20 protein-coding genes are annotated in these 26,172 nt (G+C 33.1%); 4 read left to right on the top strand and 16 right to left on the bottom strand.

Annotated elements, in window-relative coordinates; all coding sequences use genetic code 11:
- Positions 1-51 precede the first annotated feature (51 nt).
- Positions 52-522 carry a CYTH domain-containing protein gene (locus tag AB3G36_RS04675; RefSeq protein ID WP_367756495.1) on the top strand — a complete coding sequence of 157 codons (471 nt, stop codon included), beginning with the start codon at positions 52-54 and terminating at the stop codon, positions 520-522.
- Positions 523-530: 8 nt separating this feature from the next.
- Here AB3G36_RS04675 and AB3G36_RS04670 read toward each other — a convergent pair whose 3' ends face one another.
- The 11 genes from AB3G36_RS04670 to uvrC form a co-directional block, all read right to left on the bottom strand.
- Complete coding sequence (locus AB3G36_RS04670) at positions 531-1,028, bottom strand: septal ring lytic transglycosylase RlpA family protein (RefSeq protein WP_367756493.1); 498 nt, start codon at positions 1,026-1,028, stop codon at positions 531-533.
- Positions 1,029-1,106: 78 nt separating this feature from the next.
- Complete coding sequence (locus AB3G36_RS04665) at positions 1,107-1,547, bottom strand: hypothetical protein (RefSeq protein ID WP_367756491.1); 441 nt, start codon at positions 1,545-1,547, stop codon at positions 1,107-1,109.
- Positions 1,548-1,646: 99 nt separating this feature from the next.
- Positions 1,647-4,358 (bottom strand): TonB-dependent receptor, encoded by a 2,712-nt coding sequence (locus AB3G36_RS04660; RefSeq protein ID WP_367756489.1) that lies wholly within the window; start codon positions 4,356-4,358, stop codon positions 1,647-1,649.
- 277 nt (positions 4,359-4,635) lie between these two features.
- Positions 4,636-6,279, bottom strand: a complete 1,644-nt coding sequence (gene pgi, locus AB3G36_RS04655) for a glucose-6-phosphate isomerase (RefSeq protein WP_367756487.1) — start codon at positions 6,277-6,279, stop codon at positions 4,636-4,638.
- A 193-nt stretch (positions 6,280-6,472) separates the two neighbouring features.
- Positions 6,473-7,705 carry a peptidoglycan DD-metalloendopeptidase family protein gene (locus tag AB3G36_RS04650; protein ID WP_367756485.1) on the bottom strand — a complete coding sequence of 411 codons (1,233 nt, stop codon included), beginning with the start codon at positions 7,703-7,705 and terminating at the stop codon, positions 6,473-6,475.
- 24 nt (positions 7,706-7,729) lie between these two features.
- Positions 7,730-8,665, bottom strand: a complete 936-nt coding sequence (locus tag AB3G36_RS04645; protein WP_367756483.1) for a tryptophan 2,3-dioxygenase family protein — start codon at positions 8,663-8,665, stop codon at positions 7,730-7,732.
- The gene (locus AB3G36_RS04640) at positions 8,665-9,435 is read right to left on the bottom strand and encodes a DUF3108 domain-containing protein (RefSeq protein WP_367756481.1); all 771 of its coding nucleotides are present in this window, start codon (positions 9,433-9,435) and stop codon (positions 8,665-8,667) included. The genes AB3G36_RS04645 and AB3G36_RS04640 overlap by 1 nt, the downstream gene beginning before the upstream one ends.
- A 289-nt stretch (positions 9,436-9,724) precedes the next feature.
- Complete coding sequence (hppD, locus tag AB3G36_RS04635; protein ID WP_367756479.1) at positions 9,725-10,885, bottom strand: 4-hydroxyphenylpyruvate dioxygenase; 1,161 nt, start codon at positions 10,883-10,885, stop codon at positions 9,725-9,727.
- 197 nt (positions 10,886-11,082) lie between these two features.
- Positions 11,083-12,240 (bottom strand): homogentisate 1,2-dioxygenase, encoded by a 1,158-nt coding sequence (locus AB3G36_RS04630; protein ID WP_367756477.1) that lies wholly within the window; start codon positions 12,238-12,240, stop codon positions 11,083-11,085.
- 182 nt (positions 12,241-12,422) lie between these two features.
- Positions 12,423-14,624, bottom strand: a complete 2,202-nt coding sequence (locus AB3G36_RS04625) for a patatin-like phospholipase family protein (RefSeq protein ID WP_367756475.1) — start codon at positions 14,622-14,624, stop codon at positions 12,423-12,425.
- A 30-nt stretch (positions 14,625-14,654) separates the two neighbouring features.
- Positions 14,655-16,454, bottom strand: coding sequence for an excinuclease ABC subunit UvrC (uvrC, locus tag AB3G36_RS04620; protein WP_367756473.1), 1,800 nt, complete (start codon positions 16,452-16,454; stop codon positions 14,655-14,657).
- Positions 16,455-16,592: 138 nt separating this feature from the next.
- On the opposite strand from uvrC, the gene AB3G36_RS04615 reads away from it, so the two are divergent.
- The 3 genes from AB3G36_RS04615 to AB3G36_RS04605 are packed head-to-tail and all read left to right on the top strand — an operon-like array spanning position 16,593 to position 18,364.
- Positions 16,593-17,567 (top strand): succinylglutamate desuccinylase/aspartoacylase family protein, encoded by a 975-nt coding sequence (locus tag AB3G36_RS04615; RefSeq protein WP_367756471.1) that lies wholly within the window; start codon positions 16,593-16,595, stop codon positions 17,565-17,567.
- The gene (locus AB3G36_RS04610) at positions 17,557-18,126 is read left to right on the top strand and encodes a 5-formyltetrahydrofolate cyclo-ligase (protein ID WP_367756469.1); all 570 of its coding nucleotides are present in this window, start codon (positions 17,557-17,559) and stop codon (positions 18,124-18,126) included. The genes AB3G36_RS04615 and AB3G36_RS04610 overlap by 11 nt, the downstream gene beginning before the upstream one ends.
- A 43-nt stretch (positions 18,127-18,169) precedes the next feature.
- Positions 18,170-18,364 carry a hypothetical protein gene (locus AB3G36_RS04605; protein WP_367756467.1) on the top strand — a complete coding sequence of 65 codons (195 nt, stop codon included), beginning with the start codon at positions 18,170-18,172 and terminating at the stop codon, positions 18,362-18,364.
- 79 nt (positions 18,365-18,443) lie between these two features.
- Here AB3G36_RS04605 and AB3G36_RS04600 read toward each other — a convergent pair whose 3' ends face one another.
- The 5 genes from AB3G36_RS04600 to AB3G36_RS04580 all read right to left on the bottom strand — a co-directional run bounded on the left by AB3G36_RS04600 (position 18,444) and on the right by AB3G36_RS04580 (position 26,121).
- Positions 18,444-19,049, bottom strand: coding sequence for a lipoprotein signal peptidase (locus tag AB3G36_RS04600; RefSeq protein ID WP_367756465.1), 606 nt, complete (start codon positions 19,047-19,049; stop codon positions 18,444-18,446).
- A gap of 88 nt (positions 19,050-19,137) precedes the next feature.
- A complete protein-coding gene (locus tag AB3G36_RS04595) occupies positions 19,138-19,518 on the bottom strand; it encodes a TraR/DksA family transcriptional regulator (protein ID WP_367756463.1) in 381 nt (126 codons plus the stop codon).
- A 7-nt stretch (positions 19,519-19,525) separates the two neighbouring features.
- A complete protein-coding gene (gene ileS, locus AB3G36_RS04590; RefSeq protein ID WP_367756461.1) occupies positions 19,526-22,927 on the bottom strand; it encodes an isoleucine--tRNA ligase in 3,402 nt (1,133 codons plus the stop codon).
- 122 nt (positions 22,928-23,049) lie between these two features.
- On the bottom strand, positions 23,050-23,763 hold the full coding sequence (gene recO / locus AB3G36_RS04585; protein WP_367756459.1) for a DNA repair protein RecO: 714 nt from the start codon (positions 23,761-23,763) through the stop codon (positions 23,050-23,052).
- A 72-nt stretch (positions 23,764-23,835) separates the two neighbouring features.
- Positions 23,836-26,121 (bottom strand): T9SS type A sorting domain-containing protein, encoded by a 2,286-nt coding sequence (locus tag AB3G36_RS04580; protein ID WP_367756457.1) that lies wholly within the window; start codon positions 26,119-26,121, stop codon positions 23,836-23,838.
- Between the last annotated feature and the right edge of the window lie 51 nt (positions 26,122-26,172).

Genomic DNA, 26,172 nt, shown 5'->3' with positions numbered 1-26,172 from the left:
AGATACAGTGAAGAGCTGGAAAAAGCTCCAAAAAAGACAAATCGATAAGAAATGATTGAAATAGAACGAAAATTTTTGGTTACCTCAGAAGCATTCAAAAAAGAAGCTTTTACTCAGAACAGAATTAAACAGGGTTATTTAAGCTCCGTTCCACAAAGAACTGTTAGAGTTCGAACAAAAGGAGATCGTGCATTTATGACCGTAAAAGGAGTTTCAAATAGCTCTGGAATGTCACGTTTTGAATGGGAAAAAGAAATTTCAATCGACGAAGCAACTAAATTACTTGAACTATGTGAAAAAGGGATAATTGACAAAACCCGTTTTGAGGTAAAAGTAGATAATCATACCTTTGAAATAGATGAATTTCACGGAGAAAACGAAGGCCTAATTATAGCCGAAATAGAACTTACTTCAGAAAATGAAAATTTCGAAAAACCATATTGGCTAGGACAAGAAGTAACAAATGACAAGCGCTATTACAATTCTTATCTAAGCGCTAATCCCTATAAAACATGGGGATAGTTATATAGTTATTTTGAAAAAACTTCAATAGTAACTGTCATAACTCCTATCCCTTTATTTTTAGCAATTTCCATAAAAGCTCTTTTAGAAAGATCAATTTCTCTTGATCTTACAAAAGGACCTCTATCAATAACTTCTACAATAACCGACTTACCGTTTGCCTCATTTGTCACCTTTAATTTAGTCCCAAAAGGGAATTTTTTATGGGCAGCAGTATACTTATTCATATCAAATGGGACTCCACTAGCAGTACGTCGACCATGGAATTTGTCAGCATAATAAGAAGCATGTGACCCTTTTTTATAAGGAAGCAATTTTCCCATTTTTTCTGTCAAAGTGTCTTTCTCCACTTCTTGCTGTGCAATTATCGTTTTTGTTTTTTTTACAGTGTCTTTTTGTATTGTAGGTTTTTGTAGAGATGTTTTTATCTTATCCGCAATGGAGCTTTGACTACTTGCCAAACCTATAATAGCTATTAAAAAAAACAATGTTATTAATTTTCTCATATTTCTTTTTTATGTAATGCATTTTTACAAAAACCGTACCTAGATAAAAAAAGCCCTGTAAAAAGGACTTTTTTTATTTTAAAACCACAAACTCCATGGTATTCTGCTTAAAATTAGTACTAAACCTAACGTATAAAAAATAGTAAATGTTTTAAATTTAGATTCGCTTGTTGTTAATTTTTTGTGCTTTGACCAACCTATTGTAATGAGCGTTATTGCAATAATATTAATCACTGGATGCTCTACAGCAGTTAATCTAAGTGAAGCATTTTTCATTACTTCACCCATTCCTGAATTAACAATAGCAGAAAATCCATTAGGTGAAACAAAATACAATATCAATCCAATCAACAATTGCGTATGTGTCCCTATCAATCCAAAAATAGCAATTTTTCTGTCTTTAGCAGTAAATTCTTTTTTCCCAACAAAACCAAGAATTGCATTAACAACTGCAACTACTAATAACAAAAGAGCCAAATATGCCCAACCAGAATGAAATTTTACAATAAATTCGTACATAGAGTAATTATTTTTTTTAAACAAATATAAACAAAAAAGCATAAAAAAACGGCATTACACTTAAAGTGAATGCCGTTTTAGTATTTATTAATTTAACTCTTAGAAGTTGTAACGCAAACTAAAGTTCCAAGTTCTTCCATATCCGAAATAAACTTGATTTGTAGTAGCAACACCATCATAAGTAGGTGTATTACCTGTAGCAAAGTTATTAGTTCTTGATTCAGAGATATAAACTTCGTCTAAAACGTTGTTTACATTTAATCTAAAACTAACAGAATCTTCTTTGTCTTTACCAACTAACATTTTATATGAAAATCCAGCATCCATTAAACCATAAGATGGCAATTGCAATGTTCCATCATTTTGTTCAGTTGTAAATTTAGTAGGGTCAATTGAAGCGTATAATTTATCAGCAACTCTATAGTTAGCATCTAAACTTACTCTTTCAAACACTTCATATCTTGCTCCAATACTAGCTGTATTTTGAGCAGCATCTCCTACTTTTAATTTATCTAAGTATAAAGTTGTAGAAGTACCACCACTTATTTTATTGTTTTCAGCATCGTATCTATTACTAGCTACGTTCCCTTTATATATCCAGTTTCCAATAGAAACCATTGCATTCAAGCTTAATTTTGGTAATGGCTTAGCATTCATTTCAAGCTCAACACCTGAGTGAATTTCTGTTAAACCATTAAAGTCATAATATCCACCAATATTATCAGCCGCTGAATCAGAATTTCTTTGGTATCTGTCTTTCCAAGAAGTGTAATACACATTTAAATTAGCACTAAACATTGAAGAACGGAAACCATATCCCCCTTCTAAACCTAACACTTTTTCATTAACTAAATTTGAAGCAACAATTGATTGATTGTTTGGATAAACCGCATTAAAGAATGGTTGTTTTGAATAAAACCCTGTGTTTACAAATACATTGCTTTTTTCGCTAATGTTGTAATTCACACCACCTTTAACATTTCCTCCTAATAAATTTTCAAATTTAGTTTTATAAAGAGGATCAGATGCTAAATAGATGAAAGTATCTTCTCTTTTGAAACCTTGCTCAGAAATTGCTCCTTGAAAGAATGCAGAAAGGTTTTCATTAGAATATTCTAATTGTGTAAAAGCACCTAACCAGTTTACATAACCATTGTTATTGTAAGCAATTTTTTCTTGATCTTTAATATTTACAAAAGGATTCAAGCTTGGTGTAGCATCGTAAGTTTTGTATAACACTCTTGATGGATTGTTTTTATCTGAAGTATCTTTAAATCCATCAGCACCAAGTAAGTCAGTCAAAACTCTGTAATGAAATCCAACATAAGATCTTGCGTCAACACCAAAATCAAGAGTCAATTTATCCGATAATTTTGTATTTAAATCTATAACTGCACCGTACCAGTTATGTGAATTCATAGACGCTCTTCTAATAAAACCACCAGTAGAACTTGAAGAACTTGCGATACGTTCTCCACCAACTGATTTAAGGTAAGGCACAGCAGTTGTACCTACTGAATTAGATTGACCTGTATTGTATTTAACAAACTCATCAATAGGAAGCAAACCATCAGCAGTTTTATAAGCTGAAGAATAAGGACTTTTCCCAATACTTCCAGTTCCTCCACCTCTACCCCATGAACCATAGAATACAGATGACAATCTTGTTTTGTCATTGATTTTATAATCCCAATTCAAAGAGGCAACTGGTTTACTATAGAAGTTTCTAGAAAAAGAATATTCTTCACCATTTTTGTAACCCCAATCTGAGTTGTATTTAATATTTGGCTCTCCATTTTTACCATATTTAATATATTCTGATAATGGATTTGCAAAACTTCTTTGGTGATGCCATTGAGGAGCACCTGTAAAAGTAAATTGAATATCATGTTTGTCATTTGGTTTATAACCAAAAGCAATAAAATAATTTTTCCCTTCAAATTTAGTTCCGTCAACATAACCGTCTCCAGTAGTTGAACTTAACAATACCGAAGCAGAAAGACCATTTTTCATTAAACCTGTAGAGTAAGAACCTTGTACTTTCAAGTAATTTGCATTACCAAAACCTGTAGAAACTGACCCACCTTCTTTCATTTCTGAAGTTCTAGTAACAACATTTATTGTTCCCCCAACAGATGAAATAGCTAATTTTGAAGAACCTAAACCTCTTTGTACTTGCATAGCAGAAGTAACATCAGAAAGTCCAGCCCAGTTGCTCCAATAAACAGCACCCGTTTCCATGTCATTTACAGGAACCCCATTTATCATTACCGCAACGTTTCTTTGATCAAACCCACGAATATTAATCCTTGAATCTCCAAAACCACCACCTTGTTTAGTAACATATACAGAAGGAGTATTTGCTAAGATTTCAGGAAATTCTTGAGTTCCTAATTTTTCTTGAATTTCAGATGCTTTAATTGTTGAAACAGCAACCGGAGTTTTTCTGTCTTTTGCAATTCCAAGAATAGTACTTGTAACAACCACTTCATCTAAATCGTTAGAATTTGAAGTTAAAACAATAGCGCCTAAATTTTTTGTAGCACCATTTGCAACAGAAAATTTGATTGTTTTAGGTTCAAAACCTATAAAAGAAATAACTAATTCTCCAGATGTAACTGTAGTATTAATTGAAAATTTACCATTAAAATCCGCAGATACTCCAGTCGCTGAACCTTTAATAGCAACATTAGCACCAGGTAATGAACCTTGACCATCAGTAATAGTACCAGTTATTTTCCCTTGAGAAAACGCACTTACAGCTACTAAAAACAGTAATCCAGAGAGTAACCAATTTTTCATTGTCTTCATTTTTATTTAGTTTATTATTTTTGGCAAAATTATAACATTTTTACCTTAAAAAGTTAACGCAATGTTAAGAAAATTTTCTTTTAAATTATATTTTTATAAATAAAAAATGGTTAAATCATCCATTTTACAGAAAATAATGCGAAATAAACCTCAATAACCCACTGAAAATAGCAATTCAGTAAAAAAAGTAAATATAAAATACAGAGTTGGGAAAAATAAAAAAACCCGAATTTTAGTAAAATTCGAGTTTTTTTATAACAAATTAAAAAAATATAATTTATTTATTCTTCAAAAAATAATTCAATAAAAATTCAGTTGAACTATCGTGACTTTTAACTTTTTCAGTATTGATTTCTTCCAAAATAGAATTAGCCAACTGTTTCCCTAATTCTACACCCCATTGATCAAAGCTGAAAATATTCCATATTACTCCTTGTACAAAAATTTTGTGCTCGTATAATGCAATTAACGAACCTAAAGAATTTGGTGTTAATTTATCAATAAGAATAGTATTGGTAGGTTTATTACCATTAAACACTTTGAATGGAAGAAGGAATTTAGCTTTATCGGCTGAAAGTCCCTGTTTATCAAATTCTGATTGAACTTGGACTGCCGACTTTCCTTGCATCAAAGCTTCAGTTTGTGCAAAAAAGTTAGACATTAATTTATCGTGGTGATCTTCATCTCCATATAATGGCTTTACATAACCAATAAAATCTGATGGAATTAATTTTGTCCCTTGATGGATTAATTGAAAAAAAGCATGTTGTGCATTTGTTCCTGGTTCTCCCCAAATAATAGTTCCCGTTTCATAATTAACAGGCTTACCGTCTCTCCCTACACTTTTACCATTACTCTCCATAGTTCCTTGTTGCAAATAGGGAGCTAGTTTTTGTAAATATTGTGTATAAGGAATCAATGCTTCACTTTCGGCACCAAAGAAATTATTATACCAAACACTTAATAAAGCCAAAATCACTGGCATATTTTTATCAAAATCTGCCGTTTTAAAATGATTGTCCATTTCATTAGCACCACCTAATAATTCATCAAAATTATCAAAGCCAATTGCTAAACTAATAGTAAGCCCAACTGCACTCCATAAGGAAAATCGTCCACCAACCCAGTCCCACATTGGAAAAACATTATCAGGATTAATTCCAAAATCGGTAACTTTTTGAATATTAGTAGAAACCGCAACAAAATGTTTCGCAACATCCTCTTGTGTAGCCGATTTTAAAAACCATTTTCTAATTGTTTCAGAATTCGTAAGTGTTTCTTGTGTTGTAAACGTTTTAGAAACAATTACAAAAAGTGTAGTTTCTGGGTCTAACTTTTTAACAACTTCATTTACATGATCCCCATCAACATTTGAAACAAAATGAACATTTAACTGATTGTTATAAAATTTCAAGGCTTCCACAACCATAACAGGGCCAAGATCGGATCCACCAATACCAATATTTACCACATCGGTAAATACTTTTCCTGTATATCCCTTTCTAGCTCCTGAAATTACTTCATTTGTAAAAGCTTTAATTTTACTTTTTACATCAAATATTTCTGGGACTACATTTTCACCATTAACATTTACAACAGCTGATTCCTTAGCTCTTAAGGCAGTATGAAGAACCGCTCTATTTTCGGTTTGATTTATTAATGCTCCTTCAAAATATTCAGAAATTGCATCTTTTAGTCCCACTTCATTTGCCAAATCCAACAATAAAGTAATTGTTTCTTGATTGATAATGTTTTTAGAATAATCAATTAAAAAATCATTCCATTGTAGATTAAATTTTTCAGTTCTTGATTTATCTTCTTCAAACATTTCTTTCATAGAAACTTTTTGCATTTCAGTAAAATGATTCTGAAGCTTCCCCCACGAAAGGGTATCTGTAGGATTTATTGTATTTAAGGCCATTTATATCGAGATTCTAATATTAATATTATTTTTTTGCAAAAATACAGAATTTAGTTTTAAATGATAAACACTTTTGATTTATATAACAATTTAATAGAAATAGGAAAGATAATAGGGCTACAATGAAATAGAGAGAACAAAATCAATTATAAATTGACCTGTTCTCTCTAAATTATGTAAACTATGATTAAAATTATAAATTAGCTATACTATCTAATTCAAACTTTAAGGGCTCTATATATTTTAAAAATCGAGTTTTATTAGCTCCATACATAGGCTCTCCATTTGGTAAGTTTAATTTTAAGGCATCGACTTGTTTTCCGTTTTTCCAAAATCGATAACACACATGAGGGCCAGTAGCTAATCCCGTACTACCAACTCTTCCTATCACATCTCCTTGATTTACATGTTGACCACGTCTCACCAATATTTTTGACATATGTAAATATTGTGTAGAATAAGTTCCATTGTGTTTCACCTTGACATAATTACCATTTCCAGCTGTATATCCCGTCTTTTCAACTATTCCCGAAGCTGTAGTTGAAATAGGCGTTCCTGTTGGCGCAGCATAATCAGTCCCCTTATGAGCTTTCCATCTGTGTTGTACAGGATGAAATCTACTCATTGTAAATCTAGAAGTAATTCGACTGAACTTAATAGGTGTTTTAAGAAAGAAATTTTTCAATGTTTTTCCCTCCTCATCATAATACTCAATTTTGCCCGAAGATTCGTTTTGAGCGAAAGGAAAGGCATATATGATTTTACCTTTATATTCAAAAAATGCCGCTTCCAGATCTTCTACTCCATCATATACAGAGTCATTGATAAATCTTTCCGTAAAAATGATGCCAAATCGATCCCCTTTTTTAAGTTTAAAAAAGTCAATGGACCAAGAATATATTTTTGTTATTTTATTAGCTAAAGCTGCTTCAACACTTGCATTACCTAAGGTTTCTGATAGAGATCCTTTTAAAACCCCGCCAATAGATCTTCTTTTAATGGTTATGGGCCTGGTTCTTTTATGAGCTACAACTACAGAATCACGTAAATCAAAAATATAATAATTTATAGCATCGGGTTGATAAATAAAAACCTGTAACTTATTTGTTTTATCCTTTGACCGAAGCATCGTATAAGGTTTATTAGGTCGTATTACCCTAACATCAAAAGTGTCTTTTACACTTTTGACAATCTCAAATACTCTTCTATCTCCAATATTTTGTTTATCTATAATTGTTCCAAAAGTATCCCCTCTTTTTACAGTATCTTGTACAACATTAAAATCAGAATAATTAAACCCAAAATCAGAATTGTCTGCAATTGGTTTTACGGTTTTAACCTTAACTACATTTTCGGATTTATCATTAGACTTATTACAAGATAGTATTGTGGTTAATACTATGATAATCATGAATACCTGCTTCAAACCGTCTCTTTTTTTTAATTCAACTTACTTTTCTACACCCCAATTAGCCAACTCTTCATCGCTCCATAATTCTGGAAAAAATATCCTTCGTTGGTATTTAGGGTGCATGTATTTTTTCCAATCACTTCCTCCAGTAGCTTCTCCATCTCCCTTACCGCTTTGATCGATGTATTTTATGGCAACATTTAAATGCTGCATCACCCAAGTAATATTTACCGTATAATCAAAATGACGCATTGCCTTTATAATTTCCGGTTTTTTTTGTTCTATTTCTGGTAGTTGTTTGAATTTTTGCCAAATATTAATGGTGCTATATTCTTCCATGTGACGCATGAAAATTCCTTTGTATTTTTTTTCGAATTCTTCTAGCAAATAGGATTTTTCACCTGTTTGATAATCTTTTCCGGCTGCTTGCCAATACAAATGTTCAAATGCATTTTCATAAGAATCTTTAACCTCTATTTTATTTCTAAAACGATAGTCAATAAGGTTAATTACATCAGTAGAAGAAAATTCTATTAAGCGATATTGTGCGCTTTGAAAACCACTTGCAGGAGTAAGAGTAGTTCTAAATTTCATATATTGATCAACATCCATGCCCTCTTCCATAATACCGAATGATGTGGTAAGCATATCAAAATAACGACTCACTCTCATTAATCGTTCTGAAAAAAATTCGGCATTACTATTTTGAGAATAACCAATTTGATTCATTTCCCAAAGAATCATTTTAAAAATTAATTCATTTACTTGATGATACATGATAAAAACCATTTCATCTGGGAGTGTCGTTCTTTGAATTTGTAAATTCAATAAGGCATCAGTTTGGATATAATCCCAATATGTAATGGGTTTTGACCAAAGTAAGCCCTCGAGTTGCGTTTCTGTTTTTTGATTTATGGAATCATATTTAAGTTCAATTTCTTTTAAAATTGCTTCTTTATTCGCATTAATGTTCATTAGTTTTTTATTTTAAACGGATTTTTTAATCCTTTAAATGCATCTAGATCTGCTTTGATTGACCCTACCGCAAGCTCTGCTTTTATTCGAATAGGCAATCTGTTGTCGTCGTCTGAAATCCAGACAGTTAAACTTTCTTGTTCTTTAAAAACACGTCCTGATTGAACTAATGGTCTAAAAACCATTGAAGACACGACGCCAAATTTAGTGGTAATATCTTGACGACCTATAAACTTTAACTTAAATTTTGTGGTTTCATCATCAAAAAACATATCAATCACGATCGATTCCCCAGGATTAATTTTATCAATACTTGGATAATTTCTTAAATAATAGAAAGCCGATAAGATATCTTGAGTATTTTTGGGAATTACAAAGGTTTTTTCATTCTTATTTTTATAATCTTTCACCAAAATCTTATTCGACGATTGATTAAAAAACCCTTCTTGACTTTTGGTATAGCCCCCTTCGTTTATTTTTCTTACAAATTGGGATGGATTCCCAGATTCTTTATCGATATAACTTTCGTATAAATCATCTACTTTGAAGAAAAATCGAGACATCCCTGTGGTATATCCTTTCCCAATTACATGAAATGCTTTTTTATTATTGACGGTGGCGTCTTTTACTTCAAGCGTGGCATAACCTGCATTGACAAACCCATAATGGATTCGAAACTTAAACCATTCACCCACATCATAGGCGTCATCATTATGAGAGTCAAAACTTACAGTTAAAATCAATATTAAGAATAGTATTATTTTTTTCATAACTTACTTTGTCTTTTACTGACTGTTCTTGCAAAAGTTGTTCCAAATATATTAAAACAAAAAAACTCAGTCAAATAATGACTGAGTTTTTATGCTATTAACTAACCAAAAAACTATAAATTATGAAATTTATATCAATACGGAAGGAAACCACCCCTTCCATTTTGCGAGTGCAAAGGTAGTCAACAAGTTTAGTTTTATATTCAAAAAAAAAAGTTTAACAAAACATTGACAAAATTACACTCGTTTGAATAGTTATTTTTTCACATTATGCAAAAAAAATCGCATTTTACAACGTTCCTCGCAATTGTTGCTCACGTTCTATTGATTCAAAAAGTGCTTTGAAGTTACCTGCTCCAAAACCTTTAGCACCCATTCTTTGAATAATTTCAAAAAATAAAGTTGGCCTGTCCTGTACTGGTTTTGTGAAAATTTGCAATAAATATCCATCTTCATCGGCATCAACCATAATGGCTAATTTTTCAATTTCATTGATATCTTCTTTCATCATACCCATATGCGCTCCCAAACGTTCCGGAATTGCTTCATAATAGGTATGAGGTGGCGCTGATAAAAATTCTACTCCTCTTGCTTTTAACTGGCTTACCGTTTTAATAATGTCATCAGTAGCGATGGCAATATGCTGTATTCCTGGTCCACCATAAAAGTCCAGATACTCTTCGATTTGAGATTTTTTCTTTCCTTCGGCTGGCTCATTGATTGGGAATTTTATTCTTCCGTTTCCATTAGACATTACTTTACTCATCAAAGCAGAGTATTCCGTATTGATTTGTTTGTCATCAAAAGAAAGGAAATTTACAAACCCCATTACTTCTTCATAGAACTTCACCCAAGTGTTCATTTCGTTCCAACCCACATTTCCTACCATGTGGTCAATGTATTTCAATCCTGTTGGCTCTGGATTATAATCCGATTTCCATTCTTTATATCCTGGTAAGAAAACACCATTATAGTTTTTACGTTCTACAAATATATGAACGGTTTCACCATAGGTATAAATTCCAGAGCGCACTACTTCTCCATGTTCGTCTTTCTCTACAGTAGGCTCCATAAAAGAACGTGCACCACGTTTCATAGTCTCTTCGTATGCGCTTGTAGCATCCTCAACCCAAAGTGCCGCAACTTTTACTCCATCTCCGTGTTTTCTCAAATGCTCATGTATTGGAGACTCTTGTGTTAACGGTGTAGTAAGTACAATACGAATCTTATCTTGTTTTAACACATAAGAAGTACGATCTCTAACTCCTGTTTCTAATCCAGCATACGCCAAGGACTGATATCCAAAAGCAGTTTTATAATAATGCGCCGATTGTTTTGCATTTCCTACGTAGAATTCTACATAATCCGTTCCTAATAATGGAAGGAAATCTTGCGCTCCTTCAAATATTTTTTCTAGTCCGTATTCTACTGATTTAACTTCCTTTGCCATTGTATTTATTTTTTTATGTGAAACCTACTTTTAGTACCCAGCTGTTGCGGATCAAATTGATTTACACAAATTTTATTGATTTGAAAATTGTTATTTATTTGCACTTAAGCCCTAGCCCTGATAGTAGTGGAAATCCTTTTTTAAGGTTTTTACCGAAAAAAAAGATTGCAACAGATAGCAGGAAATAGCTCCTTAAACTACTCCACCCACGACTTATAATATTGCCCATCGTCTAGTCCCATAGCTTCTTCGGTTACCATAAGTGGGCGAAAAGTGTCTACCATAACGGCTAATTCCTCAGTACTTGTGTGACCAATACTACGCTCCATGGCCCCTGGCGCTGGACCGTGGGGAATTCCTTTGGGGTGCAATGTGATGTGTCCTTGTTCTATATTGTTGCGGCTCATGAAATCACCATCTACATAATACAAAACCTCATCGCTATCAATATTGCTATGATTGTAAGGCGCTGGAATTGCTTTTGGGTGGTAATCATATAATCTAGGAACAAACGAACATACTACAAATGTTGAAGTTTCAAACGTTTGATGCACTGGTGGCGGTTGATGAATACGACCCGTTATTGGCTCGAAGTTATGAATACTGAATCCGTATGGAAAATTGTAACCGTCCCAACCCACAACATCAAAAGGATGCGTAGCATACACTACTTCATGCATCATTCCTTCTTTTTTGATTTTGATTAAAAAATCTCCTTTTTCATCGTGCGTCTCTAATTCATTTGGCAAAATAAAGTCGCGCTCACAAAATGGTGAGTGCTCCAAATGTTGACCCGACTCATTTTTATAGCGCTTAGGGGTATAAAACGGCGCAAATGACTCTACATAGAACAAACGATTATCTGTTGTGTCAAATTGAATTTGATAGATAATTCCGCGCGGTATGATTAAGTAATCTCCATACTCAAAAGGAATGTTTCCCATCATGGTACGCAATTTTCCTTTCCCTTTGTGGATGAAAATCATTTCATCAGCATCGGCATTTTTATAGAAATAGTCTGTCAATGATTTCCGAGGTGCTGCCAGTCCAATGGTACAGTCTTTATTGACTAGCATGGCTTTGCGACTGTCTAAAAAATCATCTGCGGATTTTAATTCAAACCCTTTAAGCAATAATGATTTTATGTTTTTCCCAATAGCAATTTTAGGTTCAACTGAGTAGGACTTATTGATTTCCTTTACCTGTGTTGGCCTATGGACATGATATAGCAATGAAGAGTTTCCATGAAATCCTTCAGTCCCAAAGAGCTGTTCGTAGTACAAACCTCTATTTGGCTTTTCAAATTGAGTGTGCCTTTTTTGAGGGAAAACCCCTAATTTATGATATAATGGCATGATTTTTTTGTTTTAAAGTGTAACTAATAAAGCGAGTAGGCTTTGCTATTCGTTATTCTAAATCAAAAAATAGTGACTTATTCAGGATTTCTCTTGATAAGGAATTGAAGATACTCTAATAAACCTGTCCATTTTGTTTTCATTATAACAAATATCGGAATTTTTAATGAAATAGATTGAATTTAAAATAAAAATCCGATGCTAAACCAAGTATACCCTTTTGCGTTTTCTGGTGACCATGAATATTTAATTTCTAAAGGACCAACAATAGTTTCTAAACCGTATCCTACTGCGTAACCCGAATATTTAGGAACTGATATCCAATCAACTGTTTCAAAAATATTACTGCCCAAATTGGCAAAATTAGCCGAAAAATTCAAATGGTTTTTTTTATAAAACTCATAATCAACCGTTCCTGTTGTTTTTATATAGCTATTGCCCGCTATACTTAAAAAATCATAACCATAAAACGGTCTAAAATTATTAATGGTATTGAAACCATACCCTCCTAATACAAAATTGAAATAAGGGACACTCTCATTACCAAATGAAAAACCTGCTTCGGATTGAATTTTTATTGTGGCATGTTTGAATAATGTGGCAGCTACACCAAAATCAGCTTTGGCAATAGAGAAAGGATTAAACTTTCCCGTATAATTTGATGACAAGAAATAGGACTGAATATCTCCCGAAAAATACAACCCTTTTTTCGGAAAGTCTTTGTTATCAAAAGTATCGTATTTCATATATCCAAAAACACTCAGATAACTACTTTTGTCAATTATAGGATCCGTATTTGCTAAGGTTTCCGACTTAATTTTTAAATATTTATACTCAACTCCAGCACCTATTAAAAATTTTTGAACAAACAGGGATTGAAAATAGGCTTGGCTTGTCAAATCCGAAAAATCGACAAAGATTGAATTTACTCCCAAAGCACCATAATCCAAACCACTGACCTCACTTGGTATGTTTCGACTAAATTGATTGAAATTAGACTTAAACCCCAAACTTAGATTGTATCCATTTTCGATATAATAATCAAAATTATATCGAAAATTATCCCCTAAAACAATATCTAATGAAGCAATGTCATTTTTAAAAAAAGTTTTTTTGCGAGTGAAATTTACCAAAACTCCACTTTTAAATAAATCATCGTAATGTAAACCAAATTTCAAATAAGATTTTATTGGGTTTTCTTTTAAATTAAGGTCTAAATCATCATCTCCAGCATTGGAATTTAATGTATAGTTTATAACACTAAAGTTATTAGTCGCATTAATGTTGTTTATTCCTTTTTCTAGTTGTTGGTATGTTATTTTTGAACCTGGTTTGAAACGCAACTTCCCTAAAACATATTCTTTTGTAAAATTATCTAATTCATTACAATTTATATTCTTTAATTGTAAACTGTCCGATTGAATTTTTAATTTAGGTTTACTGTAATAATTTGAGCCCTCCCCCAACACTTTTATCTTTTCATAAACTGAAAAAGTAGCATCTTCTCCTTTTTTAATTATCTCTTTTCCTTTATCAAATGATATCACACCATAGTCTTTTATATCAGGCTTTATATAAATGTCCGTTTTTTCAATATTACTTTTCATTTTTTCTATCGAATGAAGATTGGTAATTTGAACTAAAATTTTTGTAGCATCTTTAAGCGAGTTTCTGTCCCTTAAATCATCTTGAACATCCACCCCAATTATGATATCAGCACCCAATTTTCGAATTTCATCAATTGGATAGTTATTAGTAACTCCTCCGTCCACCAGAAGCGCTCCGTCAATTTCAACTGGAGAAAACAAAGATGGAAATGCAGAACTGGCAATCATCGCTTGCGCCAAATTCCCTTTATCTAAAATTACTTGTTTCCCTGTTTCTATATTAGAACCTATACATAAAAATGGAGTTGGTAATTTATTAAAATCTCTTACATGCCTTACGTTTCTAGTCAAGCTGCTTAATAAGTTAAAATTGTACATCCCTTTAGAAAGCGCTTCCGGTATACCAATTTTAAATTTATCAAAAGGCAAGACTAATGCATATAACTCATCATTCCTTTTTTCATAAAAATTTTTAGAAGACCTAGGAATGAAATCATTTATTAATTCATCAAAATTAGTGGATTGAAATATAGAGTCTATTTGTGATGCTGTATAACCTGAAGCATACAATCCCCCAACTACTGAGCCCATACTTGTTCCTCCAATATAATCAATTTTAACACCTGCTTCTTCCAGTACTTTCAAAACACCTATATGAGCAAATCCTTTGGCACCACCGCCACTTAACACCAAGCCTACTTTAGGTTTGTTTTGGACTTGGGAAAGCAATATAAAACTTGTAAAAAATAGGAAGATTAAAAGAATATATTTTTTCATAAATTATTTTGCTTTGTATCTATCTTACCATCATTTCGTTACAGATTTGTAAAAGTCGACAATTTTTTTTGCTTTTGATACTCCTATAACGTCAGAAATTTCTTTTTCTGTTGCTATTTTTAATCTTTTTACACTTTTAAACTGTTGAATCAATGCTAACATCGTTTTTTCTCCAATTCCAGGAATTGATTCTATAGATGAATTTAATGCTGCTTTACTTCTTTTGTCTCTATGATGCGTAATCCCAAATCGATGCGCTTCATTTCTTAATTGTTGTATTACTTTTAAAGTTTCAGATTTTTTATCTAAATATAAAGGCACTGAATCTCCTGGGTAAAACAATTCTTCAAGACGTTTTGCAATTCCTATTATCGCAATCTTCCCGCGCAATCCCAAATCATCAATGCTCTTAAGCGCTGCAGAAAGCTGCCCTTTCCCTCCATCAATAATAATCAATTGCGGCAGCGGCTCTTCCTCTTCTAGTAATCGTTTGTACCGTCTATACACCACTTCAGTCATCGATGCAAAATCATCTGGACCTTCAACTGTTTTTATATTAAAATGGCGGTAATCTTTCTTACTTGGTTTCCCATCTTTAAAAACCACACAAGCTGCAACAGGATTTGTTCCCTGAATATTTGAGTTATCAAAGCATTCAATATGTCTTGGCTCCACAGGCAATCGCAAATCTTTTTTCATTTGTGCCATGATTCTATTGGCATGACGGTCTGGATCTACAATTTGCAATTGTTTTAATTGTTCTATTCTGTAAAATTTAGCGTTGCGAATAGAAAGGTCTAGAATTTGCTTTTTATCTCCAAGCTGTGGCACAGTAACTTTTATATTTTCTCCCAAATCAACTGCAAATGGCACTAATACTTCTTTTGACAGCAATTGAAATCGCTCTCTCAATTCTATAATTGCCAGCTCCAACAATTCTTCATCCGTTTCTTCTAATTTTTTCTTGATTTCCATCGTATGCGAACGAATAATCGAGCCATGTGAAATTTGTAAAAAATTGACATAGGCTGCTGCTTCATCCGAAACAATGGAGAATACATCAATATTCGTGATTTTTGGATTCACAATAGTAGAGCGCGATTGATAATTTTCGAGAACTTCTATTTTTTCTTTTATTTTTTGCGCTTCTTCAAAATGCATGTTATGCGCCAAGTCCGTCATTACTTTTTTAAAGTCTTTCATGCTTTCTTTAAAATTCCCTTTTAGAATTTCGCGAATAGCATCTACTTGTTTTTGATACACTTCTAATGATTCATATCCTTCGCATGGACCTTTGCAGTTTCCTATATGATATTCAAGACAAACTTTGAATTTACCACTTTCTATATTGGACTTACTTAAGTCAAAATTGCAGGTTCGTAAGGGATATAATTCCTTTATTAATTCTAAAATAGTATTGACGGTTTTAAAACTAGTGTAGGGACCAAAATATTCTGAACCGTCTTTAACCATTCTTCTAGTAGCAAATATCCGCGAAAAAGGTTCTTTCTTAATACACAACCAAGGATAACTTTTATCATCCCGTAACAATACATTATATCTGGGTTGTAATGTTTTTATCAAGTTGTTTTCTAATAAAAGCGCATCGGTTTCTGTAGGAACTACAATGTGCTTTATCGTTACAATTTTCTTGACAAGTACATTCGTTTTTGCAGTATCATGAACTTTATTAAAATAGGAAGAAACTCTTTTCTTTAAATTCTTAGCTTTTCCTACATACAATATTTTTCCCTCTTTATCATAATATTGATAAACTCCAGGGCTATCAGGTAATGTTTGTATTTGAAGATCTAGCGTTGGGTTTTGCATTGTATTATTATTTCACAAAGATACACAGTGGTACATATTGACCTATTGTGATTGTATTAATTTGAAGTTAATTCTTGAATTCATTTCAAATTTACGAATTCCAAATAATAATCTCTACATTTAGCTTTTTTATTAAATATGAGAAGCACAAAAACAATAACAATTTTAGGAGAATCTATTTTACCAGGCGAAAGCAAAACCATTGACATGGAAATCGCAAAACTGCATAATACGGCAAAACTTAAAATTCCAATTATTGTTTCGCGATCAAAAATTGATGGTCCTATTGTCCTTTTTTCAGCTGGGATACATGGCGATGAAATCAATGGAGTAGAAATTGTTCGCCAAATAATTACAAAAAAAATCAATAAGCCTAAAACAGGAACTGTTGTCTGTATTCCCATAATCAACATGTTTGGATTTGTAAACATGTCCCGTCAATTTCCTGATGGTAGAGACTTAAATCGAGTTTTCCCTGGAAGTAAAAAAGGATCTTTAGCGAGTCGATTTGCCTATCATATTCTAACAGAAATAATGCCATTAGTTGATTATGCTGTAGATTTTCACGCTGGAGGCGCAAGCCGATTTAACGCCCCACAAATACGACTTGCACCAAATAATACAGAATTAAAAATATTGGCCGATGTTTTTAATGCACCATTTACCTTATACTCAAAAAATATTGCTGGTTCCTTTAGAAATTCAAGTTCGAAGCTAAACGTAAAAATGCTGCTTTTTGAAGGTGGAAAATCACTGGACATTAATGAATCAATCGCTGATGCTGGAATTGATGGAGTAAAACGAATTTTGTCACATTTAAACATGCTGGACCCCAAACATAGTATTGAAAAACAAGAAAAGAATACCATTTATATTGAAAAATCGGCTTGGATAAGAGCCAAGTGTTCTGGTTTATTACATGATAGTGGTTATATTGGTTCATTTGTAAAAAAAGGAACTGTCTTAGCAACAATTACTGATCCATTTGGGAAATTTGAACGCAAAGTAAAAGCACCCAATGACGGTTACATAATAAATGCCAATCATTCACCTATTGTATATCAAGGGGATGCAATTTATCATATTTCTAAAACTATTGGTGATGGAAAGTAATAAAAAAGAATTACGAACTAAGTATAAAAAGTTAAGACAAAATCTTAGTGAGATAGAAATTGAGGAGATGAGTTTGGCTATTGCCAATAGACTATTAGCACTCCCCATTTGGGAGAAAACGTATTTCCATATTTTTCTTTCTATTGTAGAACACAAAGAGGTCGATACTGAATTGATCTTACATCTTCTTTCTGGGAAAGATAAAGAAATTATTATTTCAAAATCTGATTTTACGACAAGAGAAATGACCCACTTTTTACTTACTGATAACACAAAAATAAAGAAAAACAAATACAATATTCCAGAACCAATTGATGGTATTGAAGTACCTTCAAAAAAAATTGACGTTGTTTTCATTCCTCTTTTGGCTTATGACATTAAAGGAAATAGAGTGGGATATGGTAAGGGTTTTTATGACAAGTTTCTTTCGGACTGCAAACCAGATGTAATCAAAATTGGACTCTCATTCTTTGAACCCGAAGAATTAATTACTGATATCTTTGAGGGTGATGTGAAATTAGATTATTGCGTGACACCAAATTCTTTTCACACTTTTTAAAATTGAATTCGTACTTTCGCATCAGATAAAATCTAATTCAGTTATGAAAACATTTAAATACTCAAGATTTGCTTTAACCTTTATGGTTATTGTATTTACTGCTTCAATATCAAGCTGCAGCATTCAAACCAGAACCAGCAGATCTACTTATAAAGCCAAAAAACTTCCGCCAGGTCAAGCTAAAAAAATATATGGTGGAAAAAGCGCTAAACGTTATGCACCAGGACACAACAAATAAATCTAATAAAAAACAAAGACCTATTCAAATATACTGAATGGGTCTTTGTTTTTTATTTTGCAAATTATTCGTTGAAGAATTAATCTAATTTATGGTGAAACGCTTTTTTATTGAAAAAAATCAATATCCCTACTCCAGTTGATATTGCCATATCAGCAACATTAAAAATAGCATTAAAGAAAGTAAAATCTCTTCCGCCCCAAACAGGAATCCAGCTTGGTAAACTTCCATGCCAAAATGGGAAGTAAAACATGTCCACTACTTGACCGTGAAACCATGTTCCATAGGGCTTTTCAGAAAATAGTGTAGCTAATTGTGCGTTACTATCGTCAAAAATAACACCGTAAAAAACAGAATCAATAATATTACCAAAGGCACCTGCCAAAATTAAGGCAATGGCTATAATTAAGTAATTAGAACTGTGTTTTCGCTCTACAGAGTCCCACAACCAATATCCAATCCCGCCCACAGCGACTAGTCTAAAAAGGGTAAGGAATAACTTACCATATGCTCCGGGTATTTTTGTCCCCCAAGCCATTCCTTCATTTTCAATAAAAAGAATTTTAAACCAATTAAAAACTTCTACTTCTTCCCCTAATACAAAATTAGTTTTTACAAATATTTTCGAAACTTGATCAACGATTAATACAATGAAGATAAGTAGATACGCTTTTCGTAATGACATTTTTTAATTTTTAAGTGGCGTAAAAGTAATAATTTTATCAAAAAAAACGCTCCCAATGGAGCGTTAAATATTTAAATTGAAAAAGCGCTTATCGTTGTAGATTTTTAGCTTCAATACTCATCGTTGCGTGAGGTACAATTTTTAGTCTTTCTTTACTAATCAATTTACCGGTTACCTTACACAAACCATAGGTTTTATTCTCTACACGGAATAAAGCATTTTTCAAATCACGAATAAACTTTTCTTGACGAATCGCTAATTGTGAGTTGGCTTCTTTAGACATGGTTTCGCTTCCTTCTTCAAATGCTTTAAATGTTGGAGATGTATCATCCGTACCATTATTTAAATCATTCATGTAGGCGCTCTTTATCAAATCTAAATCAGCTTGCGCTTTGTTAATTTTATTTAGAATTATTTCTTTGAACTCTGCTAAATCAGCGTCAGAGTATCTTGTTGGTGCATCTACCATATCCTAATTATTTAGTAATTTTTATTTTTGTTTTTATCTCGTCAAATTCAATTTCTATGCCATTTTCAATCTCTTCATCAAAAACCAATTCTTCTGTTAAGGTTTCTGATTTTATATATTCTTCATTAGAGCCTACAGCTTCTTTTAAAACATCATTTTGCTGTAAGTGTACTTTTATTTTATCTGTCACTTCAAATCCAGAATCTTTTCTAATGTTCTGAATTCTGTTCACTAACTCTCTTGCTATTCCTTCTTTCTTCAATTCCGGTGAGATAACAATATCAAGCGCAACCGTGATTCCATTTGAATTAGCAACCAACAAACCTTCAATATCTTGAGATGAAATCTCAACATCTTCTAATGTTAAAGTTATGCTTTTTCCACCAATAACAACATCTATAGTACCTTCACTGTCTAGCTTGTTAATATCATCTGCCGAAAACCCTTGTATCTGCTTAGAAATCAACCCCATATCTTTACCAAATCTTGGCCCTAAAGTTTTAAAATTAGGTTTAATTTGCTTTACTAAGACACCCGAAGCATCATCCAAAAGTAGTATTTCTTTAACATTTACCTCCGCTTTTATAAGGTCAGAAACCGCCTCGATTTCAAGCCTTTGTGCTTCGTCAAGTATTGGAATCATTATCTTTTGCAAGGGTTGACGCACCTTAATCATTTCCTTTTTACGGAGTGATAAAACTAGTGATGAAATGGTCTGTGCTTTCTGCATTTTACTCTCTAACATTTTATTAACATAGTTTTCAACCGAAATTGGAAACTGGGCCAAATGTACACTGTCATACTTTTCTGATTGTGTTGTTAAAGTTAAGTCTCTGTAAAGCTTATCCATAAAGAAAGGAGCAATAGGAGCACTAAGCTTACTTACCGTCAATAAACATGTATACAGCGTTTGATAAGCCGCAATTTTGTCTTGAGCATATTCTCCTTTCCAGAAACGTCTTCTACATAAACGAACATACCAGTTACTCAAATTTTCCTGTACAAATTCTGATATGGCACGTGCTGCCTTTGTAGGTTCATAATCAGCATAAAAACCATCTACTTCTTTTATCAACGTGTTCAACTCAGAAATAACCCATTGATCAATTTCTGGTCTTTCATTTACTGGAATTTCGGCTTCCTCGTATTTAAACCCATCTATATTAGCATACAAACTAAAGAAAGAATACGTATTGTATAAAGTCCCAAAGAACTTACGGCGCACCTCAGCAATTCCTTCTAAGTCAAACTTCAAGTTGTCCCAAGGGTTTGCATTAGAGATTATATACCAACGAGTAGCATCAGGTCCATATTCTGATAAAGTTTCAAATGGGTCCGCAGCATTCCCTAGACGTTTAGACATTTTTTGTCCGTTTTTGTCTAATACTAAACCATTCGAAACCACATTTTTATAGGCGACTTTATCAAAAACCAAAGTGGCAATAGCATGCAAAGTATAAAACCATCCACGCGTTTGATCGACTCCTTCGGCAATAAAGTCTGCAGGAAAATCTTTATTCTCATCAATTTTGTCTTTGTTTTCAAAAGGGTAATGCCATTGTGCATACGGCATGGAACCAGAGTCAAACCATACATCTATCAAATCAGCTTCACGCGTCATTGGTTTTCCAGAAGGAGAAAGCAAAGTAATTTTATCAACTACATTTTTATGTAAGTCAATTAAATCATAGTTACTTTCGTCCATATTCCCAATTTCAAACCCTTTGAAAGGATTTTCTTTTTGGAAACCAGCAGCTATTGATTTTTCTATTTCGTTGTATAATTCTTCAACAGAACCAATTAAAATTTCTTCTTGTTTGTCCTCTGTTCTCCAGATAGGCAATGGAATCCCCCAATATCTTGAACGCGATAAGTTCCAGTCATTGGCATTCTTTAACCAATTCCCAAAACGACCTTCTCCTGTTGCTTTTGGCTTCCAGTTGATGGTTTCGTTCAATTCGAACATTCTATCTCTAACTTCGGTGATTTTTATAAACCATGAATCTAGTGGGTAGTATAATATAGGCTTATCTGTTCTCCAACAATGTGGGTAACTGTGCACATATTTCTCTACTTTGAATGCTTTATTTTCTTCTTTTAACTGAATGGCAATCTCCACGTCTATAGAACGTTCTGGAGCTTCACCATCATTATAATATTCGTTTTTAACGTATTTTCCTGAATAATCACCCAATCCTTCAATAAACTTTCCTTGCAAGTTTACCAATGGCACTGCTGTTCCATCAGTATCTAAAACTAACATTGGCGGAATTTCTGGACTGGCTTCTTTAGCAACTTTTGCATCATCAGCACCAAAAGTGGGCGCTGTATGTACAATTCCTGTTCCATCTTCTGTCGTTACAAAATCTCCTGAAATAACTCTAAATGCATTCTCAGGGTTTTGATACGGAAGCACTAATGGCATTAATTGCTCGTATTTGATTCCAACTAAGTCCGCTCCTTTTGCTTCAGCGATTACTTGGAATGGTATTTTCTTGTCTCCTGCTTTGAAGTTCTCAAAGTCGGCTACATCTTCACTAGCGAAAAACCCTTTCCCAAATTGTTTTCCAACTAAGTTTTTGGCTAAAACTACATTCGTTGGTAAAAAAGTATACTGATTGAAAGTTTTCACAACAACATAATCAATTTTAGGACCTACTGTCAGCGCCGTATTTGAAGGCAATGTCCAAGGAGTTGTTGTCCAAGCCAAGATAAGAATCTCGCCAATTTCTTGCCAAGCAGCTGGCAAGGTATCATTAATTGCCTTGAATTGAACTACAACAGTCGTATCCGTTACATCTCTATAACTTCCTGGCTGGTTCACTTCGTGAGAACTCAATCCTGTTCCTGCTTTTGGAGAATACGGCTGGATTGTGTACCCTTTGTACATCAAATCTTTATTATAGATTTGTTTCAAAATCCACCAAACCGTCTCCATATATTTGGGTTTATAGGTAACATATGGATCTTCCATATCTACCCAGTACCCCATTTTTTCGGTCAAATCATTCCATACGTCTGTATAACGCATCACGGTTTTTTTACACGCCTCGTTATATTCTTCGATAGAAATTTTCTTTCCTATATCTTCTTTTGTAATTCCGAGTTCTTTCTCAGTTCCTAATTCTACAGGCAATCCATGAGTATCCCAACCTGCTTTACGCTTTACTTGGAACCCTTTTTGAGTTTTATATCTACAAAAAATATCTTTAATGGCACGAGCCATTACGTGATGAATTCCAGGTAATCCATTTGCAGAAGGTGGCCCTTCAAAAAATACGTATGGTGTACTTCCCTCACGGGTAGTTACACTTTTCTCAAATATGTTTTCTTTCTTCCAAAAATCAAGTACTTCTGACGCTACTGTTGGCAAGTCAAGTCCTTTGTATTCAGTAAATTTTGTGCTCATTTTATCCTTTTCTTTAATCGAAGTGCGAAAGTAAGGAATTTTGAATAATTAAACACAAATTTCACGAATTGACATGAATTTTGTTTATACACTTGGGTTAAAGTCTAAAAACTTCCTTTAATTTAAGAAAAAACTTCCTTTAATACCTCTAACGATTTTGGCCTTTTAAAACCGTCAAGATGGTAACTGTAGTATTCAATAAGTATTTTCAGCACAATTTGGCGTTCGATTACATGGAAGACTTTTTGATCGTTATCTAATCGCAAATCAATTAGTTTTTTAAACAAATTGGTTTCATGCTCTGTCAATGAACTGACCGCATGAAAAGGAGAAAAAACACCTTCGTTTACATCAAAAAAAGGCATATCTATATCGGATATATCAGGATAAAAACCAAGGTATTTTGTAGCTTCTAGCATTAGAATTAAATGAAAATTAGCTATTTCATCATGATGATCCAGCCAAAGCAAAGCCGCTTCCAGAAAGCTGAAAAGCGATTCGTTTTTTTCCTCTTCATGAATGGAATGGTACAATATTTCGGAAATAAAAATAACGATGGTACTTTTATAAATATCTGTATGAATGCTTGTAAATGGCGTGCTTAACTTAATTTCTTTGAAGTTTTCCAAAGTGCCTTTGTTCTTATGTACTGCTTCAATTTCTAGAATAGAAAGCGGTTGAAAATAAGCAATTTTCTGATTTGATTTTCTACCCGAAAAAGCATCCCGAACAAAATAGGATTTCAAACCATGCGATTGCGTAAAGCATTTCACAATCAAGCTTTTTTCTTGAAATTTTATCGACGAAATGACAATGGCTTTGGTTTTTACGAGCATTATTTTTGTTTAAAGTTTAAAGTTTAAAGTTTTGGATTGTAGTTAATGACCAAAATGTAAACTAAAAACTAATTATCTGATTATCATTACTTTCTTCACTTTGATTTCTACCCCGTCTTGTGCCGAAATAAAAATCATATACACTCCCGAAGCTACTTTATATTTCCCAAATGCAGTGGTATCCCACTCTATAGTTCCTCCTTCTGAAGTAGTTTCATAAACAAGATTGCCTTCTATATCAGTGATTTTAATATTTGCTTTATTAATTAATCCCGCAATTTTTACCGTTCCTTGATACTCAGGCCGAACTGGATTGGGGTACACATACGCTTGCGTCAAATCTTCATTTGCAGCAGTAGAAACTCCTTTAAAAGAAACCAATCCTTTGGCTGTAGCTATAAAAACTTCACCTGTTGCACTATTTATATCAATATCATTAATCACATTGCTTGGTAATGGTGAGTTGTTTATGGTAAAATGATATTTGGTTTCTTGACCATTTGGCGACACCATAAACACACCCGAATCTGCAGTTCCTATCCATTTATTATTAGCGCCATCTACTACAATATCAGTTATAAACTGCTCATACAACAATTCTTGAGCAAGGTTATTATCCAATATAATAATGGAATTGGTTGTCAATTGATTGTCGGTTTGAAAATTACCTACATTAGATAATACCCGAAGTCCTTTTGTCGTTCCTATCCAAAGTTGATTTCTATTGTCAACGGCTACTGCTCGCACATCCGAAATGGGCAAATTACCCGTATCTGGTCCAAAAGTAATTTTCTTAAATGTATTATTACTTTCATTAAATGCTATAACTCCATCTCGATTTGTCGTCATCCATTTTGTTCCATTGCGATCAATCACCATTCTACCAAAACTATTGTCTTGACTAGCATCTAAAATATTATCCATTGAAAAGCTTTGCCATTCCCCATTGGTTCCTAAAACTTTTAAACCGTTTTTAATCCTGCTGTTAGTAACCCATAGATTACCCGATTTGTCAAAAGCAGCTCCATTAATTCTAACATCAAAATAATTAGCTCCAGCAAAGGTTAATGTTTCTAAACCACTATTCGTTTGGTTATATAAAAAAGTAGGCACATCATTTTCAATCTTCAACAATCCCGAAAAGAAAGAACTAGCGAACACATCATTTTCATTACTTGGATTAATAGTCACCCTGCTTATTGATTTTGCTCCCAATACGGCATCATACGGAATATTTAACCAACCCGAAGACGAAAATTTACTCACTCCATAATTGTCTAATGGATACGGATTATAATCAACAGTATAATCCCCATATACAGCCCAAAAAAGATTTGGAGTTGCTTGAAGTGAAAAAATACTATTCCGTAGCGGCCCCATTGGTGTTATATTCTCAAAATCAGTAGCTGTAATTACTGTTGTATACAATCCATTTTGTTTTGTTCCAATATAAATTACATCCTCGATACTGGTAGCGCAACTAAAAATAGGGCTAGTACCCGGAATTTGATTGCTATTGATTTGACGTACTAGTACCAACTGTTTATTATAAATAAATATGCTATTGCTTGTGGTTACAATTAGATAAGAATCATTTGCCCTCATATCTAAAACAGGTTGAGAAAGAGCAATAAAACTTACAAAAGAATTGGTACTTGAATTGTATTTATGAATATCCCCTGAAGAATTTATAGCGATTAACTCCGTGTCAAAAGTCTCAATACTTGTCCAATTCCCCCCAGATACTTGTTGCCATTGTGCATAATCATTCAAATTCTTATTAGCAATTAAGGCTCTTCGAATCCCACTATTTGTAGACGCATAGATAAACCCATTGTAAATTGCAGTTTGTGAAACAATTATTTCGGCACCATTATCTCCAATAAAATAAGTATCTCCAAAAAGCATCGTTTCTAAATTAAATTGTACGATTCCAAAATCACAAGAAACATAAACAACCCCTTCATACTCCATAAAATGATTGACTGTTTTCGTGCTGGCAGGGAGTTGCTTGTTAATAATATCAACCACATTTAACATGTTCCCATCAGCTTCGTTAATTACAATGAGTAACCCATTTTCATAGCCTACAATTGATTTATTGAATTGCGAACTATAATACAGTGCGCTTATGGTTTGACCCGAAAGCCCATCAACAGTATTGGTTGTTTTAATAATGTTTGTGCTTGCGTTTCTAGAAAAAAGTGCATTTTCAGAAGCGGCAAAAATAGTATTTGAAGAAGCCGATACATCTTTAATTTCATTGTATGAAAAATAGCCCTGCCATGACAAATTGTTTTGAGCAAATGTCATTTGCATTAGCAAGAGTAACAGCAATAGTAAAACGTTTTTTTTCATTGTTTGGATTGCAATTGATTCACAAATATAGCACAAACGAAAGTATTCGTT

Source organism: Flavobacterium sp. WC2430 (assembly GCF_040822075.1).
Classification (GTDB): Bacteria; Bacteroidota; Bacteroidia; order Flavobacteriales; family Flavobacteriaceae; genus Flavobacterium.
This window is presented reverse-complemented; position numbering and strand designations above follow the sequence as displayed.

Excerpts from the sequence above, each read along its gene's own strand:
- uvrC (WP_367756473.1), bottom strand. The coding sequence starts at position 16,454 with ATGCAAAACCCAACGCTAGATCTTCAAATACAAACATTACCTGATAGC.
- AB3G36_RS04665 (WP_367756491.1), bottom strand. The coding sequence starts at position 1,547 with ATGTACGAATTTATTGTAAAATTTCATTCTGGTTGGGCATATTTGGCT.
- AB3G36_RS04580 (WP_367756457.1), bottom strand. The coding sequence starts at position 26,121 with ATGAAAAAAAACGTTTTACTATTGCTGTTACTCTTGCTAATGCAAATG.
- AB3G36_RS04660 (WP_367756489.1), bottom strand. The coding sequence starts at position 4,358 with ATGAAGACAATGAAAAATTGGTTACTCTCTGGATTACTGTTTTTAGTA.
- AB3G36_RS04640 (WP_367756481.1), bottom strand. The coding sequence starts at position 9,435 with ATGAAAAAAATAATACTATTCTTAATATTGATTTTAACTGTAAGTTTT.
- AB3G36_RS04625 (WP_367756475.1), bottom strand. The coding sequence starts at position 14,624 with ATGAAAAAATATATTCTTTTAATCTTCCTATTTTTTACAAGTTTTATA.
- AB3G36_RS04600 (WP_367756465.1), bottom strand. The coding sequence starts at position 19,049 with ATGTCATTACGAAAAGCGTATCTACTTATCTTCATTGTATTAATCGTT.
- AB3G36_RS04645 (WP_367756483.1), bottom strand. The coding sequence starts at position 8,665 with ATGAACATTAATGCGAATAAAGAAGCAATTTTAAAAGAAATTGAACTT.
- AB3G36_RS04615 (WP_367756471.1), top strand. The coding sequence starts at position 16,593 with ATGAGAAGCACAAAAACAATAACAATTTTAGGAGAATCTATTTTACCA.
- AB3G36_RS04630 (WP_367756477.1), bottom strand. The coding sequence starts at position 12,240 with ATGCCATTATATCATAAATTAGGGGTTTTCCCTCAAAAAAGGCACACT.
- AB3G36_RS04595 (WP_367756463.1), bottom strand. The coding sequence starts at position 19,518 with ATGGTAGATGCACCAACAAGATACTCTGACGCTGATTTAGCAGAGTTC.
- pgi (WP_367756487.1), bottom strand. The coding sequence starts at position 6,279 with ATGGCCTTAAATACAATAAATCCTACAGATACCCTTTCGTGGGGGAAG.
- ileS (WP_367756461.1), bottom strand. The coding sequence starts at position 22,927 with ATGAGCACAAAATTTACTGAATACAAAGGACTTGACTTGCCAACAGTA.
- AB3G36_RS04605 (WP_367756467.1), top strand. The coding sequence starts at position 18,170 with ATGAAAACATTTAAATACTCAAGATTTGCTTTAACCTTTATGGTTATT.
- AB3G36_RS04670 (WP_367756493.1), bottom strand. The coding sequence starts at position 1,028 with ATGAGAAAATTAATAACATTGTTTTTTTTAATAGCTATTATAGGTTTG.
- AB3G36_RS04610 (WP_367756469.1), top strand. The coding sequence starts at position 17,557 with ATGGAAAGTAATAAAAAAGAATTACGAACTAAGTATAAAAAGTTAAGA.
- recO (WP_367756459.1), bottom strand. The coding sequence starts at position 23,763 with ATGCTCGTAAAAACCAAAGCCATTGTCATTTCGTCGATAAAATTTCAA.
- hppD (WP_367756479.1), bottom strand. The coding sequence starts at position 10,885 with ATGGCAAAGGAAGTTAAATCAGTAGAATACGGACTAGAAAAAATATTT.
- AB3G36_RS04675 (WP_367756495.1), top strand. The coding sequence starts at position 52 with ATGATTGAAATAGAACGAAAATTTTTGGTTACCTCAGAAGCATTCAAA.